We start from the raw sequence: 18534 nt of genomic DNA, 5'->3' as shown, positions 1-18534 counted from the left end.
CCTGCAAACTGCGAACTGCAAACTTCCTGGAGGAGCGGCGAGCCCGCTCCTCCAATTTTTGCCCGGCGCAAAGCGCCGGGCATTCTGTCCTTGCCAAGTGGCGGGCATTGCCCGAAGATTCCGGGCCCATGCGAACCGACGTCGATCATCTTCCTGCCGCCAAGCAGCGCGAGCTTGAGCGCATCGTCGAAATCCTCTTCGACGAGTTCGGCCAGGCGACCGAAAATGCGACCGGGCGCCGCAAGGGCGCCCGCATCCTGAAAGTCATCCTGTTCGGCTCACACGCGCGCGGTGACTGGGTCGATGCGCCGTTGTCGGCGAACCAGTATAAATCCGATTACGACATCCTTGTCATCGTCAGCCAGAAGGAGCTTACCGACCGCGCCGGCTATTGGGCGAAGGCCGAGGAGCGGCTCATCCGCGCCTACACGATCGAGAAGACGCTGCGAACGCCGGTCAATTTTATCGTCCATTCGCTGCACGAGGTGAACGATGGTCTGGCGCATGGCCGGGTGTTCTTCATGGAGGTCGCCAAGGATGGTGTCGCGTTATACGAGAGCGACGGCAGCGAACTGGCGACGCCCAAGCCGAAAACTCCGTCGCAAGCGCTAGACGCGGCGAGAGAATATTTCGAGGAGTGGATGCCCCAAGCGGCCAGCGCCCAGAAGGGATTCCTGTTCTTCCTCTCCCAGCACGAACAACGTGATGCAGCGTTCATGCTGCATCAAGCGACCGAGCGCCTGTATCAAGGGCTGATGCTCACGCTGACATATTACACGCCTTACAACCACAACATCGCCTTCCTCCGCTCTCTCGCCGAGGGGCTTGACCGCAGACTCTATGGCATCTGGCCGGATGGCAACCGCCGCGAGCGCGCGATGTTCCAGAAATTGAAGGAAGCCTACACCAAGGCTCGCTACGCCAGGCACTACAAGATCAGCGAAGAAGAGCTGGCGTGGCTCGGCGCGCGCGTCGAGGAATTAGGCCGCGTGGTCCATCAGGTCTGCTCCGATAAGATCGCCGAACTCGAAAAGGCCGCCGACAGGTAGATCGCAGCGGCCCACACTGAGTTGACCGGTGTCGAACAGCACCAGGCCCGCACGCCAGATGTGATGAAAATCAGTCCATATTTCCAGGGGATTGGAACATAAGTCAGCGGAGTTCGTTAAGCCGCTACTGGCGATAGAGGCTCTCGCAAATGGCAACCGATGACCCTTATGCATGGCGTTCGCGTATCCTGATATTTCCGCGAATCGGAAGCTTCGTAACCAGATATGGCCTGAGTACGCGCATCATACTTCCAGGCCGGTATCGCGTGAAAAAGTCCCGTTCCATGGGATGCACAATTTACCGGCACGACCGCGGCGACTGGTAGCGGCTGCGTTCGCGGCGCTGAATCGGCGTTACTTCCGCTCTCAAAACTCGCCCGCGACTGGACGGCTAGGAAGGACAGGCATTCCGACTGACTTTGCCCTCCTGGCCGGATCGCTTGCCGGGACTCCCCGATTCTGGCATGATCGCGGCCACGGGATGGAAGGACTGGCGGCCATCCTCGGGATAATCCTGCCAGGCATCATGTAGGTTCGGCCATCACGGTCGGGCAGTTGCTGTAAGCCGCGATTGCGGCGCCACACAGCGGACACCGCTTGCACATCCGCGCATCGACGCGCGGACCGCTGGTGTGTGAGCTGCAAATGTCTACCCCACAATTGAACGACGTTTACGCGCGCGAAGTCGTGATGGCGCGCGTCGGCCACCTCATCCGCCGCAAGCAGCAGGAGGTCGAGCGGATCGCGCGCATATTGCGCACCTCTTTCGATCCGACCCGGGTGCAGGCGCCCGAGCCGGGCCAGATACGGCGCATCATCCTGATCGGCCCTTACGCGCGGAGAAACTGGTACGAAGACGACCAGACGATCCACTTCTCCGATTATGAGTTTTGGATCGTCGTGGGCCATCCGCTGTTCAAGGAAGAATGCTGCTGGCGCCGCGCCCATGATGTCATCCAGCGCGAACTCGGCGACCGCTGCGCGGTCAGTCTTGACACCTACTCCAAAGCCGACATCCGCATCGCGAAAGCCGAGCGCGACACCTTCATCCTCGACCGGATCGAGGCGGGCATCACCCTTTATCGCGCTTCGCGCGATGCGCCGCTGGCGCCCGGGGAACGCGGGGAGGCGCGGCCATGACGCTCCCCGATATGTCACCGAGGTTCGAGGCCGTCTGTCATACCGAACATGCCCGGCTGCTGCGCTACCTCAGGCGAAGGGTTGGCCCGGACGAGGCCCCCGACCTGGTTCAGGAAGCCTTCGCGCGGCTGCTGGGCGCGCGGAACCCGGAGAGGATCGAAAACCCCGCCGCCTATCTGTCGCGGATCACCCGCAACATGCTGATCAACCGCGCGCGCAAAAGGCAGCGAGGCCTTCCCGTCTTCTTTCCGCTCGACGAGGAACGAACCGCACCAACAGCACCCGAACAGACATGGCGGATCGAAGCGAAGGATTTGCAGCGTCTCTATAGGCAGGCGGTGCGCGCGATGCCGCCCAAGACGCGGCGTGTCTTCGTGATGCACCGCGTCCACCGGCAGTCCTACAAGGACATCGCCGAGCAGGTCGGCATCAGCGTCGCCACGGTTGAGTATCATATGGCGCGGGCGTTGACGCTCTGCCGCACGGCAGTTGCCGGACAATGGTGAACGTGCTGACCCGATCGTCGCTCGATCACCCCCGCTACGCGGCGATCGAGCGCTTGCCTCCGCTCCCGCGCGCGCTGTTCCTGCTCCACAACTTCTACGGCGTCGATGCCGGAGCGATGGCGGACATACTCGGCACCGATGGCGACACCATCGGCGCGTGCCTCGCCGACGCACGCGCGATCCTTCGGGCGCGCGTCTGCTATACGGACACCGTCCCCGGCGTCAGGCCGCGGGTCGCCGCCTTGCAGGCGCGCTTGCAGCAGGACTATCGGCGCTCGCTCGCCACCGCCTTCACCGAGAGCGGTTATCCGGGCGAGGTCGCATGGCCCGATCCGCCAGCGGACATCGCCGCCGACGAAGAGGTCGCCGCCGCGTTCATCGTCGCGGCGTTGCCAGCGACGCTACGCCGCGCGGTCGCACGGTCGTGCTGCGAAGACGTCGCCACGGTCGATCTCTGGCGCATCCTGTGGCCGTGGCGCCGCTATCGGCGCGAGCGCCTGCTGCGCGTCACCGACGCGCTCCAATGCGCGGGATGGGAGCCGTTCGACGAATGGCTGGCGGAGCGCCTGAACCTGGGGCGGCGTTATCCGCATGGCTATGTGGACTATCGGCGGCGGCGACGTCCCTTTCCCGACGAGCGGGTGATGACGGAAGCCGAGAAGAATGGCAAAGCGGTCGCCGACACGGTGCAGATTCCGGAGCGGCTGGTCGATCAGCCGGCACTGACGCGGCAGGTCTGGATCTTGTTCGATCTATATGGCCGCCCGTTCGAAGACATCGCGCCGCGCCTCGGGATCAGCCGCCGCTCTGTCGGACGCCATTTGCGCCGCGCCAACTATGCGATCATCGACATAGCCTATCCGTCGCTTGGGGAGCGCATAAGGTTCGACTTCATGGTGATGCGGCTCGGGCTGCAACGAAAATGGGAGATCATCCGCTCCGCTTTTTATGGATAGACGGATGTATGGACCCACGCACCAATGCCGCTGCCGATGCCACGGCTCATCGCAAAGCCGCCGCGGAATCCATATTTTGTTAACCATTGCAGCCGACGATGGCGGCATCGCAATTCCGGTGCCGCCCGCCTTCTTTACCCCACATGGCGGCATCGCGAAGGGCGGCGCGACGAGCTGGTCCCTTATCGCGCTGCCCATTCGCCGCCTTCCCATGCGGAAGAGATGAAGGGTTCCGTCCCCCTAGACGGAACCCTTCGACCTCACTCGCGGGGGGGGATTGGAGCGAGGCCATATCGTGCCGGTCGGCGGCCATATGAAACGCCCCGCCGGTTGGCGGAGCGAGCATTGGTAAGTGACCACCAACCAGAATATGGTCGCCCAGCCCAACGCACCGGAATCGTTGCGGTTCCCCTGCGCGATAATCACGCCAGCTTTTCTTGCAGAAGAGGCGAGATGCGGGCATGTCGCCCGACGAGTATCGCGCCAAATGGAACTTGCCGAAGGATTATCCGATGACCGCGCCCGCTTATGCCGAGAAGCGTCGCGCGCTCGCGAAGGTGATCGGCCTCGGCACCAAGGGCCGCGGCGGCGGCCGCAACAAGACCATCAGGCGCCGCGCGAAATAGGCATCAAGTCTCGGCGTCGGCGTCAGCAGCAGTCCGCAGATTGAGCGCCTCGGCGATCATCGCCGCGAGCGCCTCTTCGGCACGGATACGCGCTGCCGGATTTTTCGCTTCGAGGTCGCGCCTGATCCATTGCGGCGCGCGCTTGACGACCCGAAGAATGGTGTCTGTCAGTTCCCGCGTCATGGCGCACTTGGCGAAGGGTGATTCCAGGGCCAGTTTCGCATCTGCAACCAACGCCTATCGCTTTTGTTCGCGGAAAACCGGGTCAGCGGCATTTGAGTTCCCCGCGATCGACCGCCCGTCCAAGCAGGCCGCCCCCCGCAGCGCCAATGATCGTGCCGACCGTGCGGTCGCGCCCGCCGTCGAGTTCGCGCCCGACGAGCGCGCCGACCGCGGCACCGATAATCAGCCCGGTCGTGCCGTTGTCGCGGCGGCAACGATAGCGCCCGTCGTCACCGCGCCAGATACGGTCGCCACGCGAAATCCGCCGCGGCTCATAATAGCGGCCATTGCCGTCGTAGAGCCCACGGTCCTTGGCGCGCTTGCCATGCGCCGGAGCCCAGGGCGGCGGATCGGCAAGGGCGGGAGCCGACGGCATGGCGACGGCGGCAAGAGCGACAGCGGCAAGGACTTTCTTCACGGCAAATTTCTCCTGAGGTCTTGTTTTCCCGATTAGCGGATATTGGCGAAACGCCCAATGAACGAGAATGATCCGCCCGCGAAGCGGTGTATCCTCGTCAATAGGGAAACATATTTGTTCCCAGCCGATTTGGCGGTTGGCATCGACCGTCCAAGGCAATTACTTCGGACGGGATCAGGCGCTAATGGAATACGAATAGCTACGATGACAACAGCCGGTCGGGAAATGCCTCGCGATAAAGCTGGATGCGCGTCGCCCTGAGGCCCGGCACTCCGACCCTGGCGAACAGGCGTTGCCAGGTCGCCAGTTCCTCGAGACTCATATGGTAACGGGCACAGGCTTCGTCCGCCGTCAGCAGGCCGCCTTCGACCGCCGCAACAACCTGCGCCTTGCGGCGGCTGACCCAGCGCGTGGTGTCGGGCGGCGGAAGGCTGCCCAATGTCAATTCCTCGCCCATCGGGCCGATCACCGATGCCGGACGTATCTTCTGATTTTCGAGCACTTCGACTCTCCGTCGCACAGCTTGCGCTGCTTTTGTGCCCCCCGCTCTTTCAACGGGATGATCTTCGCAATACGAGGTTAAGAATAGATTGGCGGCTGGTCCATTTTGCGGCGAACCGTTTGCCGACGGCGCCCACACCTACTGCCGGATAAAGCTGCGCGAATCCCTCGGAACCGAGATGAAATTCCGCAGGCTTTCGAGCTGGGAAATTGCGAAAGGGCAGGCCAGCCTGATCCCGCCACGCTGCCCGTTGAACCACTTGATGTTGCCACGGCGGCACAGGCCATCGGCGAGGGCGATATTAATGCGGTCACCTTCCGCCAACTCGCCGTCATAGGAAAACCCAACGCCGTCCCGCGAAAGCGACGTGACCATGATCTCCGTCTCGCCTTCATCGCTCCACAGCCGGGCCGGGCTGCGCAGCGACAAGCGGAGCGGCCGATACCCCTCGGCTTCGCGTTCGGCGACCAGCGCGCGCAGCAATTCTCCGATATGCACCGGCTCGTCGAAGACGATGCCGCACCGGCCGTCACCAGACCACATGACGCGACCTGTCAGCCGGATTGCGTCGGACAGGATTATAGTGAGCCGTTCGTTCGGCGAAACGGGAACATCGACTTCGAAGAGCATACCGCGGTTCGACATGTTACGCACGCGCCACAAGCCCTTGTCGTCCTGCCGAACGACCTTTGCGACGCGATGAACGGTCAGGTACCGATCCTCGGCCTGCCTTTCACTACTCGCCGAGGATGAATCCGGTCTACGCTTCATGCGACTCTCCAAATCACTAGAGGTGCGCCCAGCAAGAGCATCAGAGTGCCGTAAGCCTGTTCTTTGTTGTGACCATATATACGCAAGACGCCGCTAAAGGTTCCGTTGAGACGCGCGCAATGAGCGGAGATCGCCTGTCTGCTCAAAGCTCGACGAAGTTTCTGCCTCGAAGGCCCGCCTACCTCGCCGCTGCCAAAGCGCGGAAGCGTGAGCGCCTTCATCGCTGCGAAGCTTGTCAGCTACCCAGAGGAAGGCGCCATAGAGCATCGCGCGATCGTCGTCGGTCAGATCGACAAGACCGGCCTTCGCGACGAGCCCACCGAGTTCGATCAACTGGCGCGTTCTCTCGCGGCGCATCACGACCCATTCGCGCGTGTCAGTCCTGGCCTTGGCGGCTTCAATGCGATGCCGCGCCGCCTTCGAGCGGGAGAGTGCCGTCTGGCTGGCGTTCAGGTCGCGGCGCAGGCTGACGTGGGCCTCGCTGAAAGAAGGCCGTGCCCGCACGGCGCCAGCCCTCCTTCGCTTGTCCATCTTTCGTTGCGACGGCCGCGAGCAGCGCGCCCGCAAGGCTGTCGGCATCGAGCGCATCGGCGCCGGTCGCCATGACGAGTTCGCCGAGCTGGCGAACGCGGCGTTCCTTGAGCAGCTTCGCCTTGTCCGCGAGCGCCTTCAACTCCGAATCAAAATCCCGTGGTTTGCGCATCGCAAAGTCTCCATTGAGTGACGATGCGGCCATGATAGAAGAAGCGCGGAGCCGACGCAGTAGAGTCGTCGGGACAGTCTGACACCGCCTAGTCCCTGCCCGGATTTATTCGGGGGAGGGCGCGCTTATACGTCGTGCCGACGTGGCTTTTGAAGTGTAGATGGATGGCCGTCATGGCAATCTATCACCTCTCGGTCAAAGTCATCAGCCGTGCTGCCGGGCGCAACGCCGTGGCCGCCGCTGCCTATCGTTCGGCCGAGCGCTTACACGACGAGCGGCTCGACCGCGCACATGACTTCACCAACAAGTCGGGGGTCGTGCATTCGGAAGTGATGCTGCCCGACGGTGCGCCCGAACGGCTGGGCGATCGCGAAAAGCTCTGGAACGAAGTCGAAGCAGCCGAGAAGCGCAAGGATGCGCAGCTCGCGCGCGAGGTCGAGTTCGCCATCCCGCGCGAGATGAACCAGGCGCAGGGCATCGAGCTCGCCCGCGACTTCGTAGCTGCCGAATTTGTCGAGCGCGGTATGATCGCCGACCTCAATGTCCATTGGGATATTGGCGCGGACGGCATGGCGAAACCGCACGCCCATGTCATGCTCACCATGCGCGAGGTTGGCGCGGATGGATTCGGCGCGAAGGAACGCGACTGGAATCGCACCGAACTTGTCGAGCAATGGCGCGAGCACTGGGCGGACCACGTCAACCAGCGGCTCGCAGAGCTCGACATAGACGCTCGCATCGATCATCGCAGCCTTGAAGCGCAAGGTATCGGCCTCGAACCGCAGGACAAGATCGGTCCCGCCGCATCGCGCATGGGGACATGTGGACTTGAGTCCGAGCGCATCGAAGATCACCGCGCGGTCGCGCAGCGGAATGGCGAACGCATCATCGCGGAGCCGCGTATCGCCTTGGACGCGATCACGAACCATCAGGCGACGTTCACGCGGCGCGACATGTCGATGTTCGTGCATCGCCACACCGACGGGAAGGACCAATACGACCGGGCAATAAGCGCGGTTCGCGCGTCGCCCGACCTGATCGCGCTCGGCAAGGACGGACGCGGCGAAGATCGCTTCACATCGCGCGACATGATCGAAACCGAACAGCGGTTGCAGCGCGCCAGCGAATTGATGGCTGAGCGCGAGAGGCATCGCGTGGGCGAGCAGGAACGCACCGCCGCGCTGGCTCGTGCGGAGGCGGGCGGGCTTATGCTGACCGGCGAGCAGCGCGCCGCGTTCGAGCATTCGACGAGCGAGCGGGATTTGAGCGTTGTCGTCGGCTACGCGGGCACCGGCAAGAGCGCGATGCTCGGCGTGGCGCGGGAGGCGTGGGAACGCGGAGGGTATGAGGTGCGCGGCGCGGCGTTGTCGGGCATCGCGGCCGAGGGCCTGGAGAACGGGTCGGGCATCGCCTCACGCACCATCGCGAGCCTCGAACATGGCTGGGCGCAGGGCCGCGACTTGCTCACCTCGCGCGACGTTCTCGTCATCGACGAGGCGGGCATGGTCGGCACGCGCCAGATGGAGCGTGTGCTCTCCCAAGCCGCGGACGCCGGCACCAAGGTCGTGCTGGTCGGCGACCCGCAGCAGTTGCAGGCGATCGAAGCGGGCGCGGCCTTCCGCGCGATCCACGAACGGCATGGCGGCGTCGAGATCACGGAGGTTCGTCGGCAGCATATCGACTGGCAGCGCGACGCCACTCAGCATCTGGCGACCGGACGGACCGGCGAGGCCATCCATGCCTATGCGACAAGCGATATGGTCCACGCGGCCGACACGCGCGAGGCTGCGCGTAGCGAGCTTGTCGAGCGCTGGGACCGCGAACGGCAGGCGAACCCCGATGCATCGCGCATCATCCTCACCCACACCAATGCCGAGGTGCGCGAACTCAACGAAGCGGCGCGCGAGCGGATGCACGCGGGCCATGATCTGGGCGACAATGTTCGCCTCAAGGTCGAACGCGGCGACCGGGATTTTTCCGTAGGCGACCGTATCATGTTCCTGCGCAACGAGCGCGGGCTTGAGGTCAAGAACGGCACGCTCGGCACGATCGAGCGCGTCAGCGAGCAGCGCATGGCGGTCCGCACCGATGACGGGCGTAGCGTCGCATTCGACACCAAAGATTATGCCCATATCGATCATGGCTATGCCGCCACGATCCACAAGGCGCAGGGCATGACTGTGGACCGGACCCATGTGCTGGCGACGCCGGGCATGGATCGCCATGGCGCCTATGTCGCCATGTCGCGCCACCGCGACGGCGTGGCGCTCCACTTTGGCCGCGACGACTTCAAGGATCAGTCCCGGCTTGTCCACACCCTGTCGCGTGAACGGCCCAAGGACATGGCGCTGGAATATGCTAAAGCTGATCCCGCCCTCAGCTTTGCCGAACGGCGCGGGATCAGCTTCGGCGAGCGCATCGCCGAGATCATCAAGGCCGTGCCGGAAAAGGCGCGCGGCATCTTCGACAGCTTCCGGCCCAAGGCCGAGCCGCAGCGCGAACGCGGCATGTTCGATGGCTTCCGGCCAGCGCCCCGGTCACAGCAGCCGGAACGGAGGGACCAACTCGCCCGCGACTTGCAGCCGATGCGCGTCGGCGGTCTGCGCGGCGCCGTGGAGCGTTATGCAAGGGCGTTCGACGCATGGGGCCAGACTCGCGCGCAGGGTCTCGATCCGATGCCGCACCAGCGCGAAGCGCTGGACCGGGCAAGGGAGTCGCTCGACGCGATCCGGCCCCATGCGTCGTCCGACCTTGGCGCGGCCTTCCAGCGTGAGCCCGAACTTGTTCGCGAAGCCGCAGACGGTCACGGCCAGGCCGTGGTGCGGGCGATGAACAAGGAAGCCGAACTACGCGCCGATCCCTTCCAGCGCGCCGACCGGTTCGTCGAAGGCTGGCAGCAGCTCCGGCAAGCGCAGGAGGAATTGCGGCGCGACGGGGATTTGCGGGGCGCGAAGCGCGTCGCGCAGGGCATGACGGGGATGGCGAAAAGTCTCGAACGCGACGCTCAGGTGGAATCACTCCTTAGCGGACGACGGCATGATCTCGGCATTGACAGGGCAGCAGGCCGCAGCGTCGCGCACGACCTCGCGGCGTCGGTGCCGTTCGATCCTGCCCGCGATCTTGGCATGAGCCGATAGGAGGACAACATGGATGAAAGACGATTGCCCCTGCCGCTGCCCTATGAGCCGCCCGAACCCGACCCGGCGACGCGGGCCTTTAATCGGCTTGAAGGTGAAATGGCGCTCATGCGCCGCGCGGTCGAGCATATGGCCGCCGAGAAGGCCGAGATCGACGTACCGGATTATGGCAGCACGCTTTCCGAGATAGCGAAGCGGCTCGTCTCCATTGAGCGCAAACCCGCCATGCAGATGACGCCGGAGGACATGGGCGCACGGACCGCGGCGGCAGCGGCCGTCGCGCGGCGCGAGGATAAGGCCGCGATAGCCGAAGCGAAGCAGCAGCATGGCGAGGCGGCGCGCGCCTTGCGGGCCTTGCTTGGAACCGCCGCGACCATCAACGAGCAGCGCCGTCACCTCAGATGGGCGGCAGGCGGCGGCCTGCTCGCGGGGGTCTTGCTATGGTCCGTCCTTCCGGGCGCCATTGTGCGGTCGCTGCCACAGAGCTGGCATTTGCCCGAAAAAATGGCGGCGCATGTTGTCGGCGCACCCAGCCTATGGGAAGGCGGGGTGCGCCTCATGCGTGCCGACAGCCCGGAAGCTTTTCAAGCTATCTCGGCCGCTGCCGACATGCGGCGCGATAACCGGGAAAAGATTGCCGCCTGCGAAAAGGCCGCTCTCAGCGCGAAGAAGCAGGTGCGCTGCACCATCAGGATTGGACATCCGCAAATTTGAATAGCGTACTAACCTGTTCCCCGGTTAATCATTGAAGGCGCGATACCAGCCATGACGGGCACGCGTAAGATGGCCCTTCTTGAATAGCAGGCTCAGATACTGACGCGAAATGCCTGATCGTTCAAATTCTCTTGTACTGACGAGTTCCCGTTCGCGAACCATCTCGAGCGCATTTGCTGCGACGGAGCGATCTCGGACACGCAGCACGGAATTCTGTGTGCAGGCATCGAGACCTGTGCTTTCCAAGGGCCCTTTCTGCCGCTCGATCATTGCGTGTGCGAAGCCCCTGAACGGCAAGCGGGCGCCAGCTTCGGCCAGAGCGGTGGCGTACTGCCGCAGCGTTTCGATCAGGTCAGGACTGAGATCGCAACTCACAGTGAAGCTGCCGCAGCGCTGCAAGGCTGCGAGCAATGCAAGCAGTGAAATCTCATCCTGGCTCACGAACATCGCGCCTGGGTGCCAGATCGAAAGGCGAGTTTCGGCCAACCGGTCCGCCATGGGCTTGACGGCACGGCATATCTGGAAGTCGCTGCCACAGACGGGCGCGTCAGCAGGGAAGCAGGCGGATCTCACGCACGCAATTGTTTGCCGCTCAACGCGAGCAAGCCTGCTGAGGCGCATGGTCATTGGCGTCACCTCCCCGCGCACCAAGGCGATTTACGGTCGGGCGCGACGATAGACCGTGATGCCGGGAGGGCGAGAGCGCAAGGCACTCCCGCCCTCCCGGCTTGCCGTCAGAACTTCACGCGAGCGGTAAAGCGCGCGTTGATCGGCGCGCCGGTCGTGATGTTATTGTTGTTGTGCGCGTCGGAGAAATAGCTCTCGTCGAGCAAATTCTCGACGTTGACCTGGATCTCGAGCCGCTCGTTCGCCTTGAAGAACAGCGCGGCGTCCACGCGGGTAAAGGCAGGCAGGCGGGTGGTCGTCGCAGAAGTCCGGATTGCGGCGAACTGGCTGGACTGATGGATCACGCCGATGCCGGCACCGACGCTGTCGTTGAAGTCATAGCGATTCCACAAGGCGAACTGGTGCTTTGGCACCTGCCCCAACCGGACGAAACCGTTCCCGCGAAGCTGCGCATCCTGATAGGTATAGCCGCCGCTCACTTGCCAATTGGGCGTGATCCTGCCGGTCAACGCCAGTTCGACGCCCTTGGTCCGCGTCGCGCCGACGTTGATCGTCGCGGTGACATTGTTCGGATCGGGGGTCGTCGCATTGGTGCGCTCAAGCTGAAACAGCGCGAGCGTGGCATTGAGATCGGGCCGGATGTCCCACTTGGCGCCGACCTCATAATTGGTGAATCTTTCGGGCGCGAGATTCTGCTGGGTCGCCGACATCGTCAGGAACTGGTCGCCCGAGCGCGGCAGGAAGGACCGGCTGTAGCTGCCATAGACCGAGATATTGTCACGCGGCTTCAGGATCAGGCCGACGCGCGGCGAGACCTTGTCGTCGGTCCTGGCGAACGGCCGTCCCGACGGGAAAGTGACCGTGGGGATGAGGTCGGTGCCCTTGATCTCGAACCGGTCGTAGCGCAGGCCGACCACCAGATCGACATGCGCACCAAAGCTGATCTGGTCCTGCGCATAGGCCGAGAAGAATAGCACGTCGGACTCGGTATTCCGGGCCAGCGCGCCAAAGCTGACCGTCGGATAGACGAGATTGGAGAGGTTGAGCGTGCTGCTCGACAGCGTTCCGTTCCGGCGCTGGTTGGTAGAATTCTGGTCGCCATATTCAAGGCCGAGCAGGATCTTGTTGCCGATCGATCCGAAATTCACGTCCCACACCAGATTGCTCTGAGCGATGAAGTTCTCGCGCGTCGTCGGATCGGTATAGCTCGACAGTGCGACGGTGCCGCTCTGCCTGGTGGCCGCGCCATTGGCGAACACATTGGTATAATATTTGTCATAGTCGCCATAGAGGAGCGTGGTCGACCAGTTCAGGTTTTCGGTCAGTTCGCCATCGAGCCGCGCCTTGACGATATGCGCCTCGAGCCCAGAGCTATTGACACCCGGGACGCCAAAGAATGTGTCGCGATAGCCAGAGATCGGGCGGTTCGGCTGGCCCGCCGCGGTCGCGATCGAAGGTACACCGCGGTCGGTGACACGATCGTCGTTCACATATTCGTAGGAGAGGCCGAGCTTCCACTGCCCCAGATCGACCGCGAGATAGGGATTGATCGCATAGCGCTCACCCCCAAAGAAGTCCCTGTGGTTGTCCAGGCTTTCGTAATTGGCATTCAGGCGGAAAGCGGCATTGCCACCGATGGGCGCGTTGATGTCCGCCGACACATCCCACGCACCAAAGCTGTTGACGCTCGCCGTGCCGGCGATCGCCAGCGCCTCGGCGGAAGGCGTCTTCTGCACGCGATTGATAATGCCGCCGCTGCCGCCGCGGCCGAAGATCAGCGCGAAGGGGCCCTTGAGGACCTCGATGCGCTCGATGTTGTACAGGCCGCGATAATATTGCACGTCGTCGCGCACGCCATCGAGGAAGAAGTCGGCGGTCGTGTTCTGGCCGCGCAGGGTAATCTGGTCGCGGTTTCCTTCACCCTGGCCGATGGTGGTTCCAGGCACGTAGCGCAAGACATCGGCGATGCTGTGCTGTGCCTGATCGTCCAGCCGCTCGCGCGTTACGACCGAGATGGTCTGCGGCACGTCGATGAGCGGCGTGTCGGTCTTGGTCGCGGTGACCGAGTTTTCCGCGAGATAGCCGTCGGCTTTGCCGGTGACGATGATCGTGCGGCTGTCGTCCGACTCGGCTTCGGCCGCCATCGCGGCGGTTGGAAACGCAAGCAAGGCAGCCGACAATAGCAATCTGGATTTCATGAACTTCCCCCTGAGAGTAGCGATTATCGCGCGCCCCTACAGATAATGCGATTGATTTGCAATATTAGATCTCAATGAGGGAAATGTGGTGCGCCGATGGCCACGAACGGTGGCGCCTCCCCCCGCTCTCTACCAGTTCAACCGCAAGGTCTCGCGCTTTCATGATGGTTGATGCTTCTGGGGCGTCCCTCACCACTCTTCCGTGCGAGGAGACAGCCCAGAACGCGATAGCCGAACCGACGGCCCCGCCACCGGTTGGCAGGCCAGGTCATGCCGTCCGCAACTGCCCGCCTGCTTTCCAAATATCTGTATGAAATCTGGAAGAGGCAGCGTCAGGCAATCGCACGGTGCGCGCGCCTAGCATCGGCGTCCACGGGCGACTTCGCGCCCAAGCAGGGCACCGCCTGCAGCACCAATGATCGTACCAGAAGCCCTATCGCCATGGCGATCGACGCTCCGGCCGAGCAAGGCGCCCGCAGCACCGCCGATGATCATCCCTGATGTTCCGTTAGTGCGGCACCGATAACGGGGGCGATAATAGCGGCGATCCCTATAATAATCCCTGCGATACTCGCGGCGTTCGCGCCAGTCATCATCGTCATCGTCATCGTCATCGTCATAGTGAGAATAGCGATGGTGCCGGTCATGCGCAGCCGCCTCGCTGGGCAACGAGGCCACCGCGCTCACCCCGAGAAACGTCGCCAGCGCAAATTTTTTCATCGAAAGCATGGTTCTTCCTTCCTCTGCGACCATGTGGCAGGTTAAGGTTTGCAAGATGGCGGAAGGCTGAATAGTCTTTCCGCTTCGCGCCCGGGCCAGTGAAAATTCCGACGTTTCAGCGAATATTCTGCCCGGTTTGTCGCAGTTGACTATCAGGTCAGCCGATCCCACTGGCCGCGGCAGGTTCGGCGTTGTCTGGATCATATCGGACCGGCGGCGGTCCTTTTGCCATGGCGGCTAAAATCTTGCTCCCAGCATCAGGGAAACAAGGTGCTGATTATAGTTGGCGGAAGGAAGATTGGAGTTTCGGTCGGTATATTCATAGCCACCTGACAGGAATATCTTTTTCGAAACCGGTAGTTCGACATTCGCTTGCAGGCGATGCCGGCGTTCTCGGCGTTCCGCCTGGATGGCCGGCGTGATTTCGTCATAATTGCGCCGATCGTAGCGCCAGCCAAGACGCAAGGTCGCGTCATTGCTGCCGATTGCGAGCTTCTGATTGAAGCGCAGCTGGAAACCTTGCGCTTCATAGTCGAACGGAGCGGCCTCGGCATTTTCGTGGGCATAGCTGTAGCCTGCTTGAAAATAGGTGCGCGTTCCGTTCACGAAATAATAGACGTTAGCCGTCGCGGCGTTGTTTCGTGCATCGCGATCGGCCCTGCCGATGAAATTCTTGTTCGCATGACTATAGTCGACCCGCAGCAGCAGGGACGAACTGGCCCTGAAGCTGACATAAGGCGAGAATTGCTGCGTCGTGAGGAACCCATCGCCGCCGAGCCTGCTGTGGGCAAGCCGGCCAGCGGCGCCGATGCGAACCCTGCCGAAGCCGTGGGAAATATCGGCCGAACCCAAATGGGTCTGCAAGTCGAAGTCGGTGAAGCTCTCGTATAGCGACTGGGAAAAGGCATAGGAAAGCCGGAGGCTGGTTTTGCGCGATAGATCGGTCTTCAGATTCGCTCGCGCTTCCAATAGGGCAGCCCAGTCTCCGCGCCCGACGTTCGAATCGATATCGTCAACCGATACATTGCTGTCATATTGAGCACCGAGTTGGATTTCGCCGCTGAGGGAGGCCTTGGACTCTGCCGATTCCGGATTTGCGTAAGCCGATGGCGGCTGAACCATCAGGGCTGAAAAGGTCAGCGCGAAAAGCCTGAACCGCCTTATATGCCCTACCTTGAAGCTGTATTTCACATGCACCCTTTCTTGCCACCGAAAAACGGACGGATCGACGACATGCGATCGGTCGGACCGACCTTTCACGGCAGCGGCTGAATCAAACCATTTCCATAGATTTCGTCAAAACCGGCGGGACCCAGGTCGATGGCAAATCGCTTCAGCCGCTCCTCGATTCCTGCGTTCGATCGCCCATTGCGGTCGGTCGAAAGCAGAAGAGCGGCCGCGACGAACGGGACCGCCATTGATGTGCCGGATGATGTTACGTAACCGCCTCGCGGACCAGCATGCAGAATGCCTACTCCAGGTGCCGCAAAGTCGAGATAAGCGCCGCGATTCGCCATTCGATAAACTTGGCGGTCCGGCGTGAGGGCTGTCACCGAGATCACGTCCCTGTAGCCGGCCGGATATAGCGGCCGCGCGTGAGGCCCGGCATTGCCGATCGCCGCGATGACCGTCACACCGCGCGCGCGCGTCCGTATGATGGCTTGCTGGAGAATTCGGTTATGCGGGCCAGTCAAGCTCATGCTGACCACGCCGACCCCTTGCTTTGCCATCCAGTCGAGGGCTCGAACGAGACTTGCCGTCGTGGCCGTTCCCGGCCGACCCGGCAGATCCTCGAACACCGAGGCCGCGTATAGGGCGCCTGAAGGCAAGAGGCCTACATAGGATCCATCCCGGCCCACAAGAATCGATGCGATTGCGGTTCCGTGTTCGTTAGGCCGCTGATTGTTGCTTGTAACAAAGTCCATGCGCGAGACGCGCGCGCGGCGCAGGGCTGGCACGCCTTTCGCGACGGCCGTGTCGATAAGCCCGATCGGCTTGGTCAACCTGTCCGCCGCCGATGGCAGGGCGAACACGTCCCTCGGACGGACCGCCCCTTCGCCGCTCCCGCTACGCGCTGCCTGCGGTGAATAGAGATGGTTGCGGTCGATGATCGCATCTGGCGCGATCGCGCGAATGCGCTGCTCCGTCTTCTCGTCATCGGCACCTCCTGGCGCCTCAATCCGTGCCAGCGACTCGCCAAGCAGGCCAATCTCTTCCACAGCACGGAGACGGAATCCGTTTTCGGCGAGGAGGGCGAGTTCCTTGTTCGTGGCCGCGATCAACCATTCGTCACGCGCGACCTCGAAGCCATCGACGTCGCGCGCGATGCCGCGCAGTTCGATGCTGTCGCCAACCACGCCCACGTCACGATTTGTGGACGCTCGTTCAGTGTCACGCCACTCCCGCTCTGCGGCACTTACCTTCTTTATCGCATCCCCATCATCGTCGTCGTCATGTTCGGTCTGATCTTGCTGGTCGGTGGAAGAAACGCCTTCGCTCTCACTTTCGCCATCGCGATCGTCTACTTCCTCGCCGAATTCCGGTTCGACGACCTGCTCCACGTCCTCGTCGACAGCATCCTCGACCTGCGCTTCGGCCGCGGCTTCGACATGATCCTCAATTTGCTCCTCGACATCGCGTTCCACTTGATCTTCAACGGAGTCAGCGACGTCGTCTTCGTCCGGACCACTCTGGCCCCAGGCATTGCCAGGATATGGGGCCAACAGGACAAACGCACACAGCAACGGGACCGCGAAGTGGCGAAGCCTGGATTTGCGGGGTCGCGCAGTTGATCGACGGCCAATCAAGTTTATCCTCCACCACTCGGTGCGGGTACCATATTAGGAAATAGACGCGGGAAGTAAGGATTTATTCCGCGACACGTGGAATAATGACGCTCGGTTGAACGTCTAGAAATTGGAAACGATGATGGAGGAACGGGCACGTCAGGAGTTGTTGGCCTGCCTGAAAGGAATCCGGCGTTTCGCCTATGCGCTCACCGGCTCGATGGCAGATGCCGACGATCTGATGCAGGCCACGGTCTTGCGGATTCTGGAACGGCCAATGCCAGCGGACGCAGATGTCAGGCGATGGAGCTACCGGATCTGCCGTAACCTCTGGATCGACATGCGGAGAGCGAATCGCGTGCGGAGCGAGTGGAGTGCCTTGCAGTCCGAAATCGGCGAGACCGTCGTGGACGGTCAGCATCTGGCCGACGTCGCCGTCTCCTTCCAGGAAGTGGATATGGCGATGAGGGATCTTCCAGAAGCGCAGCGGGCCTTGCTCATTCTCGTCGCGATCGAGGGACTGTCCTATCAGGAAGCTGCCGAGCTGCTCGACATTCCGATGGGGACGGTCATGAGCCGGCTTTCACGGGCGCGCGCCAGCCTTGCCGTGCAATTTTCGGCGAATCCCGTCGATCGCTTTCCCGGTCAAGGCAAGGAGTCCGCCCATGCAGATCGATGATCAATTGTTGTCGGCATGGCTGGATCATGAACTCGACGATCAGCAACAGAAGGCGGTTGGAGAGGCGATCCGCAATGATCCGTCGGTCGCGAAGCGACTGGCCGAACTCACCGGCGCCAACAATATCATGGTCGAGCATTTCAGCGCGATCGATCGGCTGCCGCTCCCTGGCGCCGTCAGCGCGCTCCTCGAAGGAGAAACACAGTCTTCTCGGATCGGCAAGGGAGCGATTCTTTCTATCAATCCGCATCGCAACCGGCCGGTTGCCCAACGTTATGCCTTGCCGTTGGCGGCTTCGATCGCACTGTTGCTCGGCTTTGGCGCCGGATATGGTGTCGCCGGCCTCACCGGGACAACCGAAGGCCCCATGTCTCTCGCCCTCGGACCGGTCCAACGGGACAGCGCCCTCGACGATTTGCTGGCGAATACCGAAAGCGGCGCGACGCGCGCGCTTCCCGGCAAGCAGAATTTGGAAATGAAACTGAGTTTCATTGCTCGTGACGGCAGCCCTTGCCGGGAACTCGAACTGACGTCAGCCTCGCAGAGTGTCGGCGCGATCGCCTGTATTGATCGTGATCGGCAATGGCATGTGAGGCTTGCTTCCGCCTCGGATCCCGAAACGAAGACCAGTGATAATTACCAGGCGGCCACCTCGGGCGAGGAAAATGGGTTCGGTGGCGCGGTCGACGCGATGATGGCAGGAGATGCGTTGACGAGCGCCCAGGAGCGTGAGTTGATCGCGCGAAAATGGATCAACTCACGCCCCAATTGAATGGGGTC

19 protein-coding genes and 1 pseudogene are annotated in these 18534 nt (G+C 62.4%); 9 read left to right on the top strand and 11 right to left on the bottom strand.

Annotated elements, in window-relative coordinates; translation table 11 throughout:
* The first annotated feature begins 128 nt into the window (after nt 1–128).
* The 5 genes and pseudogenes from FG91_RS08165 to FG91_RS21360 form a co-directional block, all read left to right on the top strand.
* Nucleotides 129–1049 (top strand): HEPN domain-containing protein, encoded by a 921-nt coding sequence (locus tag FG91_RS08165; protein ID WP_037513962.1) that lies wholly within the window; start codon nt 129–131, stop codon nt 1047–1049.
* Between the two features lie 645 nt (nt 1050–1694).
* A complete protein-coding gene (locus FG91_RS08160) occupies nt 1695–2189 on the top strand; it encodes a hypothetical protein (RefSeq protein WP_235211981.1) in 495 nt (164 codons plus the stop codon).
* Nucleotides 2186–2695, top strand: coding sequence for a sigma-70 family RNA polymerase sigma factor (locus FG91_RS08155; RefSeq protein WP_235211980.1), 510 nt, complete (start codon nt 2186–2188; stop codon nt 2693–2695). Before FG91_RS08160 ends, FG91_RS08155 begins: the two co-directional genes overlap by 4 nt.
* Nucleotides 2689–3651, top strand: a complete 963-nt coding sequence (locus FG91_RS08150; protein ID WP_037513960.1) for a hypothetical protein — start codon at nt 2689–2691, stop codon at nt 3649–3651. Before FG91_RS08155 ends, FG91_RS08150 begins: the two co-directional genes overlap by 7 nt.
* A 461-nt stretch (nt 3652–4112) precedes the next feature.
* Nucleotides 4113–4277: pseudogene (locus tag FG91_RS21360) on the top strand (MucR family transcriptional regulator); the annotation flags it as partial.
* A 3-nt stretch (nt 4278–4280) separates the two neighbouring features.
* Here the strand turns inward: FG91_RS21360 and FG91_RS08145 are convergent.
* The 6 genes from FG91_RS08145 to FG91_RS08120 form a co-directional block, all read right to left on the bottom strand.
* Nucleotides 4281–4511 carry a hypothetical protein gene (locus FG91_RS08145; RefSeq protein WP_327195807.1) on the bottom strand — a complete coding sequence of 77 codons (231 nt, stop codon included), beginning with the start codon at nt 4509–4511 and terminating at the stop codon, nt 4281–4283.
* A gap of 31 nt (nt 4512–4542) precedes the next feature.
* On the bottom strand, nt 4543–4917 hold the full coding sequence (locus tag FG91_RS08140; protein ID WP_037513955.1) for a glycine zipper 2TM domain-containing protein: 375 nt from the start codon (nt 4915–4917) through the stop codon (nt 4543–4545).
* 199 nt (nt 4918–5116) lie between these two features.
* Entirely contained in the window at nt 5117–5419 is a 303-nt protein-coding gene (sciP, locus tag FG91_RS08135; RefSeq protein WP_037513953.1) for a CtrA inhibitor SciP, read from the bottom strand.
* Nucleotides 5420–5557: 138 nt separating this feature from the next.
* Nucleotides 5558–6190, bottom strand: a complete 633-nt coding sequence (locus FG91_RS08130) for a PilZ domain-containing protein (protein WP_081940481.1) — start codon at nt 6188–6190, stop codon at nt 5558–5560.
* 93 nt (nt 6191–6283) lie between these two features.
* Nucleotides 6284–6547 (bottom strand): conjugal transfer protein TraD, encoded by a 264-nt coding sequence (locus tag FG91_RS22355; RefSeq protein ID WP_037513952.1) that lies wholly within the window; start codon nt 6545–6547, stop codon nt 6284–6286.
* A 40-nt stretch (nt 6548–6587) separates the two neighbouring features.
* On the bottom strand, nt 6588–6893 hold the full coding sequence (locus tag FG91_RS08120; protein WP_037513950.1) for a conjugal transfer protein TraD: 306 nt from the start codon (nt 6891–6893) through the stop codon (nt 6588–6590).
* A gap of 173 nt (nt 6894–7066) precedes the next feature.
* On the opposite strand from FG91_RS08120, the gene traA reads away from it, so the two are divergent.
* Together traA and FG91_RS08110 are read left to right on the top strand one after the other, a co-directional pair.
* A complete protein-coding gene (gene traA / locus FG91_RS08115; RefSeq protein WP_037514096.1) occupies nt 7067–10030 on the top strand; it encodes a Ti-type conjugative transfer relaxase TraA in 2964 nt (987 codons plus the stop codon).
* Nucleotides 10031–10039: 9 nt separating this feature from the next.
* Entirely contained in the window at nt 10040–10744 is a 705-nt protein-coding gene (locus FG91_RS08110; protein WP_037513949.1) for a DUF6118 family protein, read from the top strand.
* A 24-nt stretch (nt 10745–10768) separates the two neighbouring features.
* Here FG91_RS08110 and FG91_RS08105 read toward each other — a convergent pair whose 3' ends face one another.
* The 5 genes from FG91_RS08105 to FG91_RS21725 all read right to left on the bottom strand — a co-directional run bounded on the left by FG91_RS08105 (nt 10769) and on the right by FG91_RS21725 (nt 16934).
* Complete coding sequence (locus tag FG91_RS08105; protein ID WP_037513947.1) at nt 10769–11371, bottom strand: type IV toxin-antitoxin system AbiEi family antitoxin domain-containing protein; 603 nt, start codon at nt 11369–11371, stop codon at nt 10769–10771.
* A 107-nt stretch (nt 11372–11478) separates the two neighbouring features.
* Nucleotides 11479–13569, bottom strand: coding sequence for a TonB-dependent receptor (locus tag FG91_RS08100; RefSeq protein WP_037513945.1), 2091 nt, complete (start codon nt 13567–13569; stop codon nt 11479–11481).
* Nucleotides 13570–13926: 357 nt separating this feature from the next.
* Nucleotides 13927–14298, bottom strand: coding sequence for a glycine zipper 2TM domain-containing protein (locus FG91_RS21355; protein ID WP_235211979.1), 372 nt, complete (start codon nt 14296–14298; stop codon nt 13927–13929).
* Between the two features lie 228 nt (nt 14299–14526).
* Nucleotides 14527–15480: a surface lipoprotein assembly modifier gene (locus FG91_RS08095; RefSeq protein ID WP_152568049.1), complete on the bottom strand. Its 954-nt coding sequence runs from the start codon at nt 15478–15480 to the stop codon at nt 14527–14529.
* Nucleotides 15481–15545: 65 nt separating this feature from the next.
* Complete coding sequence (locus tag FG91_RS21725; protein WP_152568048.1) at nt 15546–16934, bottom strand: S8 family serine peptidase; 1389 nt, start codon at nt 16932–16934, stop codon at nt 15546–15548.
* A 280-nt stretch (nt 16935–17214) separates the two neighbouring features.
* Between FG91_RS21725 and FG91_RS08085 the strand changes: the two genes are divergently transcribed.
* Complete coding sequence (locus FG91_RS08085) at nt 17215–17754, top strand: RNA polymerase sigma factor (protein ID WP_081940479.1); 540 nt, start codon at nt 17215–17217, stop codon at nt 17752–17754.
* Nucleotides 17741–18526: an anti-sigma factor family protein gene (locus FG91_RS08080; RefSeq protein WP_037513940.1), complete on the top strand. Its 786-nt coding sequence runs from the start codon at nt 17741–17743 to the stop codon at nt 18524–18526. The genes FG91_RS08085 and FG91_RS08080 overlap by 14 nt, the downstream gene beginning before the upstream one ends.
* The last annotated feature ends 8 nt before the right edge of the window (nt 18527–18534 follow it).

Origin of the sequence: Sphingopyxis sp. LC81 (assembly GCF_000756375.1) — a bacterium.
In the GTDB taxonomy this organism is placed as follows: domain Bacteria; phylum Pseudomonadota; class Alphaproteobacteria; order Sphingomonadales; family Sphingomonadaceae; genus Sphingopyxis.
This window is presented reverse-complemented; position numbering and strand designations above follow the sequence as displayed.

Coding starts and splice junctions, on each gene's coding strand:
- FG91_RS08085 (WP_081940479.1), top strand. CDS start 17,215: ATGATGGAGGAACGGGCACGTCAGGAGTTGTTGGCCTGCCTGAAAGGA.
- FG91_RS08080 (WP_037513940.1), top strand. CDS start 17,741: ATGCAGATCGATGATCAATTGTTGTCGGCATGGCTGGATCATGAACTC.
- FG91_RS08100 (WP_037513945.1), bottom strand. CDS start 13,569: ATGAAATCCAGATTGCTATTGTCGGCTGCCTTGCTTGCGTTTCCAACC.
- FG91_RS22355 (WP_037513952.1), bottom strand. CDS start 6,547: ATGCGCCGCGAGAGAACGCGCCAGTTGATCGAACTCGGTGGGCTCGTC.
- FG91_RS08160 (WP_235211981.1), top strand. CDS start 1,695: ATGTCTACCCCACAATTGAACGACGTTTACGCGCGCGAAGTCGTGATG.
- FG91_RS21355 (WP_235211979.1), bottom strand. CDS start 14,298: ATGCTTTCGATGAAAAAATTTGCGCTGGCGACGTTTCTCGGGGTGAGC.
- FG91_RS08105 (WP_037513947.1), bottom strand. CDS start 11,371: ATGACCATGCGCCTCAGCAGGCTTGCTCGCGTTGAGCGGCAAACAATT.
- FG91_RS08165 (WP_037513962.1), top strand. CDS start 129: ATGCGAACCGACGTCGATCATCTTCCTGCCGCCAAGCAGCGCGAGCTT.
- FG91_RS08150 (WP_037513960.1), top strand. CDS start 2,689: ATGGTGAACGTGCTGACCCGATCGTCGCTCGATCACCCCCGCTACGCG.
- FG91_RS08110 (WP_037513949.1), top strand. CDS start 10,040: ATGGATGAAAGACGATTGCCCCTGCCGCTGCCCTATGAGCCGCCCGAA.
- FG91_RS08130 (WP_081940481.1), bottom strand. CDS start 6,190: ATGAAGCGTAGACCGGATTCATCCTCGGCGAGTAGTGAAAGGCAGGCC.
- FG91_RS08155 (WP_235211980.1), top strand. CDS start 2,186: ATGACGCTCCCCGATATGTCACCGAGGTTCGAGGCCGTCTGTCATACC.
- FG91_RS08120 (WP_037513950.1), bottom strand. CDS start 6,893: ATGCGCAAACCACGGGATTTTGATTCGGAGTTGAAGGCGCTCGCGGAC.
- traA (WP_037514096.1), top strand. CDS start 7,067: ATGGCAATCTATCACCTCTCGGTCAAAGTCATCAGCCGTGCTGCCGGG.